We start from the raw sequence: 12632 nt of genomic DNA on the forward strand, positions 1-12632 counted from the left end.
GGTCGAGCGCGGCCGGGCGCCTCGCTACACGGTGCGCTGCAGCGGGGTCTCCTCGGCCTGGGGAGCGGCGCTCGCGCCCCCGGCGAGGGGCGACGTCTCCAGGTGCGCCAGGAGGTCGGCCGGGCCGTCGTACACGGCGATGGCTCCCGCGAGCGCGCTGTCGGTCCAGCCGCCCGAGCGGAAGCCGATCGTGCGCAGGCCGGCCCGCGCTGCCGCCTCGACGTCGTAGGGCGTGTCGCCGATCATCACGACCTCCCCGGGCGGCAGCCTCAGGTCGCCGAGCGCCGCCTGCACGATGTCGGGATCCGGCTTGGATTGCTCGGCGTCGCTCGACGACGTGGCGCTCTCGATGACCCCGTCGGCGCCGGTGAGCTTGAGGAGCTCGCGGAGCTTCTCCTCCTTGGCCGAGCTCGCGATGACGATCCTGATGCCGCGGCGGTGGAGCTCCTCGAGCAGCTCCTTCGTGCCGGGGAAGGCCCGGAGCTCGGGCAGGAGCTGCTTCATGAAGATCTCCGAGCAGCGCCCGCTGATCCTCTTCCCTTCCGGGCTGTCGCTGGAGATCCCCGTCACCCTGGGGAGGAGCTTGTCGCCGCCCATCCCGATGAGCCGCCGCACCTCCTCGAAATGGACCTTGTGCCCGAACTCCTCCAGCGCATCGATCCAGGCGCGCGCATGCGCGTCGTTGCTGTCGATCAGGGTGCCGTCGACATCGAAAATTACGCCGCGAATGGATGCCATGACCCGGGACCTTTCCTGTTCGCGGCGTGACGGCGGCCGGGTTCCCGGACAGCGCTGCCAGGGGGCCGCTGGACTCCGGGCGGGCATCGAGCAATGCACATGCCGGGCGCGGCGGCGCGGCGCGGGCGCGCGCCGCTCACGTCGCCGCCGTGGCGACCTGGCAGGCTTGTGGCAGATCGCCCCGCGGCAGGCCGGCGGCCGCCGCGGGGACGCGATTGGGAAGCAGCGGTGCGAGCACGGAGCGGGGCGCCGGCGGGCGAGGGGAGTCGAGAGCCGGTTTCGGCGTCGACAGGCGCGACGGGATCTGATGGAAGTAGACGAGTTCGTAAGAGGGGCCGCGGGGGAGCTCACGTGCTGCTGTGCTGGTCCGGTGGAGAGCGCAATGGCGGATTGGGATCCTGCTCAGTACCTGAAGTTCGAGGACCAGAGGGCGCGTCCGGCGGTCGACCTGCTCGGCAGGGTCGACGTCGACGTGCCGGGCGAGATCGTCGATCTCGGCTGCGGGGCGGGCAACATCACCCGTCTCCTGGCGCAGCGCTTCCCGGACCGGGGGATCGTCGGGGTCGACAGCTCGCCGGAGATGCTGGCGAAGGCGCGCGCCGCGCTGCCGGGGGCGCGGTTCATCGAGGGCGATATCGCGCGCTTCGTGCCGCCCGCGCCGCCGGCGCTGATCTTCAGCAACGCCGCGCTCCACTGGCTGGATGACCACCCGGCGCTGTTTCCAGCGCTCCTCGGGCGGCTCGCGCGCGGCGGCGTGCTGGCGGTGCAGATGCCGAGGAACCACGGCGCGCCGTCGCACACGGCGATGGTGGAGGTGAGCAGGGGGCCGCGCTTCCGCGACAAGCTGGCGCCGGTGGTGCGGGAGAGCCCGGTCGCGGCGCCTGCGGTGTATTACAGCGTGCTGGCGCCGCACGCGGCGCGGGTCGACCTCTGGGAGACGGAGTACCTGCATGTCCTCGAGGGCGAGAGCCCGGTCGTCGAGTGGACCCTGGGGACGGCGCTGCGACCGCTGCTCACGGTGCTCGATGAGGACGAACGGGCCGAGTTCCTGGAGGCGTACGGGAGGCGCCTGGCTGCGGCTTATCCGAAGGCCGCGGACGGGAAGACGCCATTTCCGTTCCGGAGGTTGTTCCTCGTCGCCAGGGCGAGGTGAGCGCCGGATTGCGCTGGTGCGGCGCGGGCGCTGCGATGGATCAGCGCGTGTACTCGATGGCGCCGACGCCCTCGGCCTGGGGGAGCACGGTCACGAGCGCCTGCGCCCCGAAGGAGCTCGACGAGAGGGAGGAGCGGACGACGACGAGCCATGTCTTGTCGCCCCTGCGCGCGACGAGGATGGCGCACCGTTCGCCCTGAGGCGTGCCCGCGCGCGCGTCGGCCTCCGCTACGACGCGCGCCTCGGAGGCGGCGCAGCCGTGGACGTCGAACTTGCGGTGCGACAGCGCGGTGAGCGCGACGCTCGCCGCCTTCGTGGCGCTCTCGTCCGCCGCCGGAGCGGCCGGGGCCGGCGCCGGGGCGCATCCGGAGGAGAGCGCTGCGAGGAGGGGGACCCATCGGGCGATCGTGCGTGTCACGGGCGATGTCGTATCGCGGCGGCGGCTCCGGGGGAAGCCCTGGTCGCGAGGGGGCCGGTCGGCGTCGCGCGAGATCTCTGGAGGGGAGCGCCAGGGCATTGCGGCCGCCGGCCTGCGGCCGCGGCGGAAGCGCGCGCTGGGCCGGTGCGCGCGAGACCGGACAGGCTTTTACGTGGTCGAGCCGTGATTCGTTTCACTCATTCGCATTTACGGGAACCAGGGTTGGAAGCCCTGCGCGCAGCTTGCCCATCTCCATAGCTCGCAGTAGCGTGCCGCCCATGCCGACGCTCGAGCACAACGGTCTCGTCGACATGTTCCGCGAGAAACCGTCGCTTGCGCCTCACTTCCTCGAGATCCTCTTCCATCTGGATCTCCCACCGTACACAACGGTTGCGGTGGTCGAGGGCTCGCTGGATCAGCTCGTTCCGGTCGAGTTTCGCGCCGACCTGGTGCTCGAGCTCCGCGATGGCAGCGGGGCGGTGGTGCTCTCCATCGTCCTCGAGGTTCAGCGCGACATCGATCGGCGCAAGGGCTACTCGTGGCCCGTCTACGTTGCGGTCGTGCGGGCGCAGAAGGAGTGCCAGGCCATCGTCCTGGTCGTAGCACCCGACGCCGAGGTGGCCGCCTGGGCCGCGCAGAAGATCGATCTGGGCCTGGGGCTTGGAACGGTCCAGCCGCTGGTGCTGGGGCCGGCGATCGTTCCTGAGGTGACGGATCAGGACGAGGCGGAAAAGGAGACGGAACTCGCCATCCTCTCGGCTGCGGCGCACGGCAACGGAGCGAACGGGCTCGCCGTGGTTCAGGCTGCGCTCGGCGCGCTCGGACGGTTCGACCACGAGCACGCGGCGGTGTACTTCCAGATCGTCTACAATGCGTTGCGTGAGCCCATGCGGAGGGCCCTGGAGGCGCTGATCATGGAACGGCAGACAGAAGGCAAGGCAACTTTCCCCCCGTTCGCCCAGCAGCTCATCGAGCGCGGCCGGATCGAGGGCATCCGCGAGGGCATCCGCGAGGGCAAGCTCGAGGGCATCCGCGAGGGGGAGCTCAACGGGAAGCGCGACACCTTGCTCAGGCTGGTCGCTCGTGCAGGCATTGCGCTCACCGACGACGACCGCGCGCGCATCGAGGCTTGCACGGATCCGGCGACCTTCGATCGCTGGGTCGATAACGTCCTCGGGGCAAAGAAGGCTTCGGACGTGCTCTCCTGACGCACCGGGGAGCCTCGCGGGTACCCGGACCTCTCCGTGCGTTCCCGCGCCGCGCGCTGGCTCGCCTGCTCCCGCTCCCCGCGCCGGCTGCAGAGAAAGGCCTCCAGGAGCGCCATTTCGAGAGCTCCAGTGTTTCGTGCGCCCGGTCCGAAATCCGCGCCTGACCCCGTTCTGCACGCGCCTGACGAGCATCCGCCAGGCCGACGTCGACGCGCTCACCCGCCCTCGGGTGGCTCCGGCGACTCCAGCGCCGCGAGCAGCGCGGTGAGCCCCTTCTTCAGCGAGGTCATCTGCTTCTGGCCCAGCGACCGCGTGAGCTCCTCCTCCAGCTCCTGCAGCACCCCGAGCCCGTGGAGCAGCGCCTTGAGCCCGTACGGCGTGAACCGCACCCGCTTCGCCCTCCGGTCCTCCGGATCGGGCGTCCGCTCCACGACGCCCATCGCCTCGAGCTCCTCCACGAGCTGACCCACCGCCTGCTTCGTCACCCGGGCGCGCTCCGCCAGATCGGTCAGCCGCGTGCCCTCGAGATCGATGTACGGCATGAGCGCGGTGTGCGCCCGGCGCACCCCGGGCGCGCCCCGCCGGGCGACGCGCGCCACCGCCCGCTCGTCGAGCAGCCGCGCCGAGCGAAGGAGGAGCTGGCCGAGGCTCGAGCGCTTGCGCTGGGCGAGCTCGGCGAGATCGCTGGGATCGAGGTCGTGCTTGGTCATAATGGTAAAGTTGCTTGACTAAATGGTCAAGCAACTTTACCAATTGGAGCATGCTGCGACAACTCGATCAAGCCCTCTGGGCCGCGGAAGACACGTTGAAGCTGCCAGGCCTCGGCATCCATTTCCCGGTGCGGTCTCCGGTCGTGCGCCTCGGGGACGGCGGGCTGATCCTCTTCTCGCCGCTCCCGGGCGTGGAGCAGGTGGCGGGCGAGATCCGCGCGCTCGGGGAGGTGCGGGCGATCGTGGCGCCGAACCTGATGCACCACCTCGGCCTCGCGCCGGCGGCCCGGGCGTTCCCGGGGGCGCGGCTGTACGGCCCCCGGGGGCTCCGCGAGAAGTGCCCGGACGTGACGTTCACGGGCGTGCTCGACGGCGCGCCGGACCCGCTCTGGTCGGCGGAGATCGACCAGGTGGCGGTCGGCGGGGTGCCCAGGCTCGACGAGGTGGTCTTCTTCCACCGGCCCAGCAGGACGCTGTTTCTCTGGGATCTCTGCTTTCACATCACGCAGAGCGGGCACTTCCCGACGCGCCTCTTCATGCGCCTGAACGGGGCGTACGGGCGGTTCGGTCCGTCGCGCGTCGCGCGCTCGATGATGCGCGATCGCGCGGCGGTGGGCGCGGCGGTGAAGCAGATGCTCGCGTGGGCGCCGGAGCGCATCGTGGTGGCGCACGGCGACGTGATCGAGCGCGGCGGGCGGGCCGCGCTGGAGAGCGCGTTCGAGCGGATGCTGTGAGCTCCAGGGGCACGGGAGGCCACGGGGAAGCCACGCCGCGAATGCTCGCTGGCAGCGCACCCGGACACCGGCGCGTGGCCACCCCTCGGATGTCCGGGCCTACGCGGCCGTGAAGCGGCTTCGGGCCGAGGGGCGCGACACGTTCGCGGGGTCGATGACGGCGTTCTGGGTGCGTGAGCTGGTCGGGCCGAGGGGCGGCTCGGGGCCGCTCGCAGGCGCCCTGGTCGCGGCGCATCTTAGTCCGATCCGCGCAGCCAGCGCGACCGGCGCAGGCCGCCGCGGGCGCGCGTCCGGGACGACGGGCGCCAGGGCAGCGCCGCCTGCGGTCGCCGGTGACCCGATGAGCTTCCCTCAGTGTACCGGTCGCGGTCCGGCACGGGTAGCCGAGCTTTCCTCCGGCGTCGGAGGCGGTCCGGAAGCGGCTCCCGGCAAGCCCGCGGCCCCGCCCCAGGCGGCGGCGTTCGACAGGATCCTCCTCGAGATCGAAGTACTGAGCCCGGATCGGCTCATCTCCATCAAGATCGACATTCCTCGCGCCGGCTCCCAGCTGCTCGGCGTCCTGCCAGGCCTGCTCGCGCTGCGCCCCGCCATCGCCGGGGCCGCTCAGCTCATGATCCTCGCGCGGCCCCGGCCGCCGCGCGAGACACCTCGGCGATCGCCCCGAGCAGCGCGTCGCTCTGCTCCGGTGTGCCCACCGTGATCCGCAGCTTGTCGTGGAGGCGCGGCGCGTCCCAGTACCGCACGAAGATCGCCCGGTCGTACAGCGCCCGGTACATCGCCTGCGCCGACAGCCCCCCCGCCGGCGGCGTCGCCAGGACGAAGTTGCTCTGGCTCGGCGCCACCGTGAACCCCTGCGCGCGAAGCGCCGCGGTGAGCCGGGCGCGCTCCGCGATCACCCTCTCCCAGCTCGTCCTCGCCTCGTCCCGCGCGGACAGCGCCGCGATCGCCGCGGCCTGCGAGAGGATATCCGTGTTGTAGCTGTCGCGCGCCTTGTCGAGCGTCTCGATGAGCCGCGGGTGCCCGAGCCCGTACCCGAAGCGGAGCCCCGCGAGCGAGTACCCTTTGCTCAGCGTCCGCAAGAGCAGCACGTTGTCGAGCCCCCGCGCCGGGTCGAGCAGCGGCGTCGCGTCGGCCTCCGCGAAGTCGACGTACGCCTCGTCGATCAGGAGCACGCCGCGGAACGCCCGCGCGACGCGCTCGAGCTTGTCCAGCGGCTCGCGCCGCCCCGACGGCGCGTGCGGGTTGACGAGGAGCGCGAGCCGGCAGCCGCTGTCGTTCAGGCGGCTCGCGAAATCCTCCGGGACCGACCAGTCCTCCTCGAGCGGGACCTGGGTGAACGCCGTGCCATGGATCTCCGCGAGCACGTCATAGAGCGAATAGGTCGGGTACGTCTCGCCGAGGCCGCGGCCGCCGGGCTCGCAGAACACCGTCACCGCCATGCGCAGCAGCTCGTCGCCGCCGTTCGTGGCGATCACCTGCTCGGGCGACAGGCCGTGGAGCCTCGCCGCCGCCTCGCGGAACTGCTGCGCCCGGGGCGGCGGGTACCGGCGGAGCTGATCGGCCGAGACGCCCCGGATCGCCTCGAGCACCGCGCTCGGCGGCGGGTACGGGTTCTCGTTTGTGTTCAGCTTGACCACGTCGGCCCGCTGCGGCTGCTCACCGGGCGTGTAGGGCGTGAGGCGGTGGATGTTGTCGCGTTCGTACAGCATGGGGATGGCCGTCCTCTCGCCCACCGTCTCGCCGGAGACAAGCGCCTCGTCGGGCGCGGCGCGCGGCCGCTCGATCCGGTCGTTCCCCGCGGAGCTCGCCGGCGGATGTGGACGGCGCTGCCCGGGTGCTCGTCGTCCCGGACGCGCGCGCGGCGGCCTGCGCCGGTCGCGCTGGCTGCGCGGATCGGACTAAGATGCGCCGCATGACCACGACGCCCGAGCCCGAAGCCTTCCTGGTCCTCTCCTGCCTCGGCCCTGACCGGACGGGCCTCGTCGCGGAGGTGACCCATTACCTGACCGAGCGCGGCGCCAACGTGGAGGACAGCCGCATGGCGGTGCTCGGCGGCGAGTTCGGCATCCTCCTGCTCGCGTCGGGGCCCCCCGCCGCGGTCGAGGCGGTCGAGCGCGACACCGGATCGCTCACCCGGGCGACGGGGCTCACGGTGCAGAGCCGCAGGACCAAGAGCCCCGAGTCGCACCGGCGCGCGGCGACGATCCCCTGCGTCATCTCCGTCGACGCGCTCGACCACGAGGGGATCGTCCGCGCCGTGTCGCGTGCGCTCCACGGCGCCGGCGTCAACATCGTCTCGCTCGAGACCTCCGCCTACGAGGCGCCCGTCACCGGCTCGCAGCTCTTCCGGATGGAGGCCCACGTCGACGTCCCCGTCGGGGTGTCGCTCGCCCAGCTCCGCAAGGCGATGGACGCCGTCGCGGAGTCCGAGAACCTCGACATCGAGGTTCGCTCGCTCATCAAGGGCTGACGCTGCCCCGTGAGAACCGGTATCTTCATCGGCCATGCCCTTCAGCAATCTGAGCTCCCCCCGCAAGGTGCACGGCCTCGACGCGGAGATCCGAGGCGCCGCGTTCCTCGCGAGCCCCGGCCTGGTCGCGATGGTCTCGACCGATCCCGTGCGCCTCGGCGTCTGCCCGATCGGCGGCGCCGGCGCGAAGACGACGAACCTGTCGCTGTCCTCGGCGCACGACGTGGCGCTGCTCTCGAAGGACGTGGCCGTCGTGCGGAGCGAGGACGCGGTCTGGGCGCTGCTCGGCATCACCCACGGCCCGAAGCTCGATCAGGTCGGCCGGGACGCGCGGCACCTCGCGACGCGCCCGTCCGGAGAGACGGCGCTGGCGCTGGGCTGGGACGGCGGCGCGACGGAGCTGAAGCTCGACCGGACCGAGGTGAACGGCCGCACGTTCGCGGTGCGCGGCTCGGCGCGGGCGTTCGACCTGACCGAGACCGAGACGCACGCGGTGATGGACGTCGCCGGGGAGGGGGGCGAGCTCCGCGTCCACCCCGGCGCGACGCCCGAGCCGGGCCCGACGCTGCGCGCCGCGCTGCCGCGCGCGGCCCAGAACCTCGACCGGGTGCGCGGCGGCCCGAAGCTGACGGCGGTGTACAAGCGCGGCGCGAGCGCGGTCTGCGCGATCGTGCGGTCGTCCGGCAAGCTCGCGGCGAAGATGCTCGCCTTCGCCGATCCGGTCGCCGACGTGGCCGTCCTCGAGTCCAGCCTGTTCGCGTGCTTCGCCGACGGCCGCGTCGCGCTGTTCGACGGCGCCGCCATCGAGGCCGCCTCCGGCGCGCCGCTCGCGCCGACGGCCAGCGTCACGCTCGGCGCCCGCGGCGAGCCCGCCGTGCTCGTGGTCGCCGGCAAGGGGTCGCCGACCCTGTGGGTGGGCACGAGCGCCGGGGAGATCTGGAGCCTCGCCGTCGTGCGCAAGCAAGGCGGCTGAGGCGCGGCGCGCGCCGACGCCGGGGCGTGCTGCGCTGTGATGCGCGCGGGGCTCACGAGGCGCGCCTCAGCTCACGCCGCGCGCGCCGCGATCCGCCCCTCGACAAGCGCGTCCGGATCGACCTCGTCGAGCGTCGTCACGACGCGATCGGCCCCCGCGGCGGCCAGCAGCGCGTCGTCGGCGAGCCGCGCCACGCCGAGCGCGGTCATCCCGGCCGCCTTGGCGGCCTGCACCCCGGAGGGGGCGTCCTCGACGACGAGGCAGCGCGCCGGCGGCACGCCGAGCGCGCCCGCGGCGGCCAGGAACAGGTCCGGCGCCGGCTTTCCGTGCGCCACCGCAGCGCCGCAGAGGTCGGCGTCGAACAGGTCGAGCAGCGTCGCGCCCGGCGCGACGGGCGGGCGGCGGATGCGCTGCTGCTCGGCGAACGTGTCGGCGCGGATCCTCCGGAGGAGCTCGCTTGCGTTCCTGGACGACGACGCCGCCGCGATGGGCACGCCGCGCGCCTTGAGCCCCAGGATCAGCCGCATCGCGTCAGGGAAGACAACGAACTCCCCCGCCTCGATCTTCAGGAGCAGCATTGCCTGCTTGCGCTCGGCGTAGACCCGCGCGCGCGCCTCGGTGTCGGGCACGCCGAAGTAGTCGAGCGCCGCGCGCGCGCCGCTCTCGCGCGCCTTGCCGGCGACCTCGCCCTGGTAGACGGCCGTCGTGAACCGCTCGGGCGCGTAGCGCGTCTCGGGCGCGATCGCGCGCCACTCGGTCGCCATCAGCGCCTCCAGCGCCTCGCGCCAGGCGCGCTCGTGCGGCGAGTCGACAACCACCCCGTCCACGTCGAAGAGGACCCCCTCGAAACGCATGCCGCCGACATGGCGCCGGCGCGCCGTACCGGGAGCCCCGGGGCGCCCTGGCGATCCGATCGATGCGCCGCCTGCGCCGCCCGCGCCCGATCGCGCCTGCCTGCGTCAGCGATGCGCCGGCCGACGCCGCCAGCGGCGCCCGCCCGCCTCCCGCCGCCGCGCCGGGGGTGCTACCTTGGAAGCTCGTGCCGCCTGTTCGCACCGGAGCCCACCCCCACGCGACGCGCCTGCCGCGCGCGCTCGTCGTCCGCGACCCGGAGCCCGAGGAGCTCCGCGCGACAGTCGACTGGTCGGACTGGTACCTCGACGACTCGGACGGCATCGGCGCGTGGGGCGAGCACGACGAGGTCTCCCGCCTGCTCCTGTCCTCGATCGCGCAGCTCGCGCGCGAGCGCGGCTGGACCGACCACCACGCCGGCTCGGAGCGGTTCTTCGCCTGGGTGCGCGAGGAGCCGCTCGTGCGCGTCTCGCCGGACGTCTACCTCCTCGATCACCGGCCCGCGCCGCCGCTGCCCAAGCAATGGCAGACCTGGCTGCCCGGCCACCGGCCGCCGCGCTTCGCGCTCGAGATCGTGACGAGCGACTGGCAGAAGGCCTACGAGGATATCCCGCTCAAGTACTGCCAGCTCGGCTGTCCCGAGCTCGCGATCTTCGATCCGCAGGCAGCCGCGCAGCGGCCGCCCGCCGGCAGGGTGGCGCTCCAGGCCTACCGGCGCGACCCCGACGGCGCGTACGTCCGCGTCTACGCGGGCGCCGGCCCCGCGTGGAGCCCGGCGCTCGACAGCTGGCTCTGCGTCGTCGGCAGCGCGGCCGAGGCGCGGCTCCGGCTCGCGCGCGCGGACGGCAAGGGCGAGCTCGTGTCCACCCAGGAAGAAGCCGCGGCGACCGACGCGCGCGCCCGGGAAGCGGCCGAGGCGCGGGTGCGCGAGCTCGAGGCGCGGGTGCGCGAGCTGGAGCAGCTGGATCCGCGATAACGCTCGTCGCGCGGAGCGCGGCGCCACAGCGCTGGACAGGAGCGCCGCGCCGGTTTTGGCGGCGCGCCGCGTTCGGCGGTAGGCTCGCGGCATGTGTCGAAACATCCGTCTTCTGTTCAACTTCGAGCCGCCGGCGACGGAGGAAGAGATCCGGGCGGCAGCCCTGCAGTACGTGCGCAAGGTGAGCGGGACCCGCAGCCCGAGCGGCAAGAACGTCGCCTGTTTCGAGCAAGCCGTCGACGACATCACCGCCGTCACGCGCCGGCTCGTCGAGTCGCTGGAGACAACGGCGCCGCCCAGGAACAAGGAAGTCGAGGCCGCAAAGGCCCGCGTCCGCAACGCGCGCCGCTTCGGCGCCTGACGCGCCGGTCCGCTCCCCTCGGGCGGCCGGCCGCAGCCCGGGCCGCCGAGCCTGGCTCTGGCCCTGCTGTTACGTTATGTTCGCGCGCATGGGCGACGCCGCCACCACCCGGCGCATGAGCGCTGCCGAGTATCTCGAGTGGGAGCGCGAGCAGGACGCGAAGCACGAGTATCACCTCGGCGAGGTCTTCGCGATGGCAGGCGGCAGCCCGCGGCACAACGTCCTCTCGAACGCTGTGGGCGCGGAGCTCCGCGCGGCCGTGCGCGGCAAGCCGTGCCATGTCCTGTCACCGGAACAGCGGATCTCCGCGAAGCAGGGGGAGCGCTACGTCTATGCGGATTCCGTCGTTGCGTGCGGCGGTGTACGGATGGAACCCGGCACCAGCGACGTGCTCGCGAATCCGAGCGTTGTCGTCGAGGTCCTGTCGCCCAGCGCCGAGGCGTACGACCGCGGTGAGAAGTGGGCAGCCTACCAGCGCATCCCGTCCCTCACGGACTACCTGCTCGTCTCGCAGCTCTCGGTACGCGTCGAGCACTTCCGGCGCGAGGCCGACGGGTCCTGGCGCTACCGCGTGATCGAGGCGGGAGGCGCGATCACGCTCGCGAACGGCGCCACGTTTCCGGTCGATGCCATCTACGAGGGCGCCTTCGAGCTCGACGCCGGCTGAAGGGTGAGCGCGGCGGGCGCCCGGCGTCGCACCCGCCGCCCATCCGTGCCAGGATGCGGCCGGATCGTCGCATGGGAAACAACCTGGAGCGGGTCGTCGGGGTGCTCAACGGGGTCCTCGGCGACTACCTGAAGCGGACCAGCAACGGCCTCGCGACCGAGATGCGGCTCGTCCCCGACGGACACCCCGTGTCGCTCGCCAGGGCGGTCGCCGCGGGCGTCTCTGCCCAGGCCACGTCGCGCGTCGTCGTGCTCGTGCACGGGCTGATGAGCACCGAGGAGATCTGGACGATGCCGGACGGCGAGACGTACGGATCGCTCCTTGCGCGCGACCTCGGGTACACGCCGTTTTACGTGCGGTACAACAGCGGCCTCCGCGTCTCCGAGAACGGCGAAGCCCTGGATGTCCTCCTCGAGCAGCTCGTCTGCGCCCATCCTGCTCCCGTGGAGGAGCTGGTCCTCATCGGCCACAGCATGGGCGGCCTCGTCGCGCGCAGCGCCGCGCACGCGGCGAGCGACAGGGATCGAAGGTGGCTGCCCCTCGTCAAGCGCGCCTTCTATCTCGGCACACCGCACCTCGGCGCCCCGCTGGAGCGCTTTGGCAACGTGGTCACGTGGGCGCTCGCGAGCATCGACAATCCGTATACGAAGCTCATCGCCGACATCGTGAACCTCCGCAGCGGCGGGATGAAGGACCTGGCTCATGCCAACCTCCGCCGCGAGGACTGGGAGGGCGCCGGCGCGGACGCGTTGCTCCAGAATCGCCGCCATCCGGTGCCCCTGCTCCCCCACATTCGCCATCACCTCATCGCCGGCGCGCTCACGGCCGACCCGAGGCTCTCTCTCCTGTTCGGGGACGCGATGGTCTCGCTGCGGAGCGCCACGGGCCGGGCGGTCGCCGACGACCGGTGCTCGCCCTTCCCTCAAGAGCACGCGCGGGTCATGCCGTCGCTCGGACACCTGCGCCTGGCCCACGACCCGGACGTCTACGCGCAGATCCGCGCGTGGTGCGAGGAGGCGGTGTGATGGACCGGTGGCGCGGCCTGAAGGACCTCGTGCAGGACGCGGTCGACCACGGCTCCCGGAGCGTGGAGCGCCTGCAGAAGCACGCGGCGAAGCTGCCCTTCGACCTGCTGGAGCAGATTCCCCCGATCAAGACGCCCGTGAGGGGGATCCGCCTCATTCACGATATGACGGTGTCCGGCGTCCACGGGGCGATCCGCCTCGTCAACCGCGCCGTGGGGGGCACGGTGGATGTGGCCCTCTTCCTCGTGGAGCAGAGGACACGGCCGGCGGAGGCGCCGGACGGCAGCGCGGGCGCCGCGCCGGACGCGCCCTCCCGGAGCCCGGACGACGAGGTGACGTGAGCCCGG

At 72.6% G+C, this 12632-nt stretch carries 15 protein-coding genes; 10 read left to right on the forward strand and 5 right to left on the reverse strand.

Annotated elements, in window-relative coordinates:
- Positions 1–24: 24 nt before the first annotated feature.
- A complete protein-coding gene (locus WMF17_RS43865; protein ID WP_437646845.1) occupies positions 25–738 on the reverse strand; it encodes an HAD family hydrolase in 714 nt (237 codons plus the stop codon).
- Between the two features lie 382 nt (positions 739–1120).
- Here WMF17_RS43865 and tam point away from each other — a divergent pair, with 382 nt between their 5' ends.
- Positions 1121–1891 (forward strand): trans-aconitate 2-methyltransferase, encoded by a 771-nt coding sequence (gene tam / locus WMF17_RS43870; protein WP_437646847.1) that lies wholly within the window; start codon positions 1121–1123, stop codon positions 1889–1891.
- A 40-nt stretch (positions 1892–1931) separates the two neighbouring features.
- On the opposite strand, the gene WMF17_RS43875 is transcribed toward tam, so the two are convergent.
- Positions 1932–2309 (reverse strand): hypothetical protein, encoded by a 378-nt coding sequence (locus WMF17_RS43875; RefSeq protein ID WP_437646849.1) that lies wholly within the window; start codon positions 2307–2309, stop codon positions 1932–1934.
- Between the two features lie 278 nt (positions 2310–2587).
- Here WMF17_RS43875 and WMF17_RS43880 point away from each other — a divergent pair, with 278 nt between their 5' ends.
- Entirely contained in the window at positions 2588–3517 is a 930-nt protein-coding gene (locus WMF17_RS43880; RefSeq protein WP_437646851.1) for a hypothetical protein, read from the forward strand.
- A gap of 215 nt (positions 3518–3732) precedes the next feature.
- Here the strand turns inward: WMF17_RS43880 and WMF17_RS43885 are convergent, their stop codons facing one another.
- The gene (locus WMF17_RS43885; protein WP_437599521.1) at positions 3733–4227 is read right to left on the reverse strand and encodes a MarR family winged helix-turn-helix transcriptional regulator; all 495 of its coding nucleotides are present in this window, start codon (positions 4225–4227) and stop codon (positions 3733–3735) included.
- A 50-nt stretch (positions 4228–4277) separates the two neighbouring features.
- Between WMF17_RS43885 and WMF17_RS43890 the strand changes: the two genes are divergently transcribed.
- Positions 4278–4961 carry a DUF4336 domain-containing protein gene (locus tag WMF17_RS43890; protein ID WP_437599522.1) on the forward strand — a complete coding sequence of 228 codons (684 nt, stop codon included), beginning with the start codon at positions 4278–4280 and terminating at the stop codon, positions 4959–4961.
- Positions 4962–5569: 608 nt separating this feature from the next.
- Here the strand turns inward: WMF17_RS43890 and hisC are convergent.
- Positions 5570–6670, reverse strand: a complete 1101-nt coding sequence (gene hisC / locus WMF17_RS43895) for a histidinol-phosphate transaminase (protein ID WP_437599523.1) — start codon at positions 6668–6670, stop codon at positions 5570–5572.
- A 203-nt stretch (positions 6671–6873) separates the two neighbouring features.
- On the opposite strand from hisC, the gene WMF17_RS43900 reads away from it, so the two are divergent.
- Both WMF17_RS43900 and WMF17_RS43905 read left to right on the forward strand, forming a co-directional pair.
- On the forward strand, positions 6874–7431 hold the full coding sequence (locus WMF17_RS43900; RefSeq protein ID WP_437646853.1) for a glycine cleavage system protein R: 558 nt from the start codon (positions 6874–6876) through the stop codon (positions 7429–7431).
- Positions 7432–7465: 34 nt separating this feature from the next.
- Positions 7466–8404: a hypothetical protein gene (locus WMF17_RS43905; RefSeq protein WP_437646854.1), complete on the forward strand. Its 939-nt coding sequence runs from the start codon at positions 7466–7468 to the stop codon at positions 8402–8404.
- Positions 8405–8475: 71 nt separating this feature from the next.
- Here WMF17_RS43905 and WMF17_RS43910 read toward each other — a convergent pair whose 3' ends face one another.
- A complete protein-coding gene (locus tag WMF17_RS43910; protein WP_437646856.1) occupies positions 8476–9258 on the reverse strand; it encodes an HAD family hydrolase in 783 nt (260 codons plus the stop codon).
- A gap of 185 nt (positions 9259–9443) precedes the next feature.
- Between WMF17_RS43910 and WMF17_RS43915 the strand changes: the two genes are divergently transcribed.
- The 5 genes from WMF17_RS43915 (at position 9444) to WMF17_RS43935 (ending at position 12626) form a co-directional block, all read left to right on the forward strand.
- Positions 9444–10232 (forward strand): Uma2 family endonuclease, encoded by a 789-nt coding sequence (locus tag WMF17_RS43915; protein WP_437646858.1) that lies wholly within the window; start codon positions 9444–9446, stop codon positions 10230–10232.
- Between the two features lie 91 nt (positions 10233–10323).
- Positions 10324–10593, forward strand: coding sequence for a DUF2277 domain-containing protein (locus WMF17_RS43920; RefSeq protein ID WP_437599528.1), 270 nt, complete (start codon positions 10324–10326; stop codon positions 10591–10593).
- Positions 10594–10681: 88 nt separating this feature from the next.
- Positions 10682–11260, forward strand: a complete 579-nt coding sequence (locus WMF17_RS43925) for a Uma2 family endonuclease (RefSeq protein ID WP_437646860.1) — start codon at positions 10682–10684, stop codon at positions 11258–11260.
- 71 nt (positions 11261–11331) lie between these two features.
- Entirely contained in the window at positions 11332–12285 is a 954-nt protein-coding gene (locus WMF17_RS43930) for an esterase/lipase family protein (protein ID WP_437646862.1), read from the forward strand.
- The gene (locus WMF17_RS43935) at positions 12285–12626 is read left to right on the forward strand and encodes a hypothetical protein (RefSeq protein ID WP_437646864.1); all 342 of its coding nucleotides are present in this window, start codon (positions 12285–12287) and stop codon (positions 12624–12626) included. The genes WMF17_RS43930 and WMF17_RS43935 overlap by 1 nt, the downstream gene beginning before the upstream one ends.
- Positions 12627–12632 lie beyond the last annotated feature (6 nt).

Origin of the sequence: Sorangium sp. So ce362 (genome assembly GCF_051519845.1) — a bacterium.
Taxonomy (GTDB): domain Bacteria; phylum Myxococcota_A; class Polyangia; order Polyangiales; family Polyangiaceae; genus Sorangium.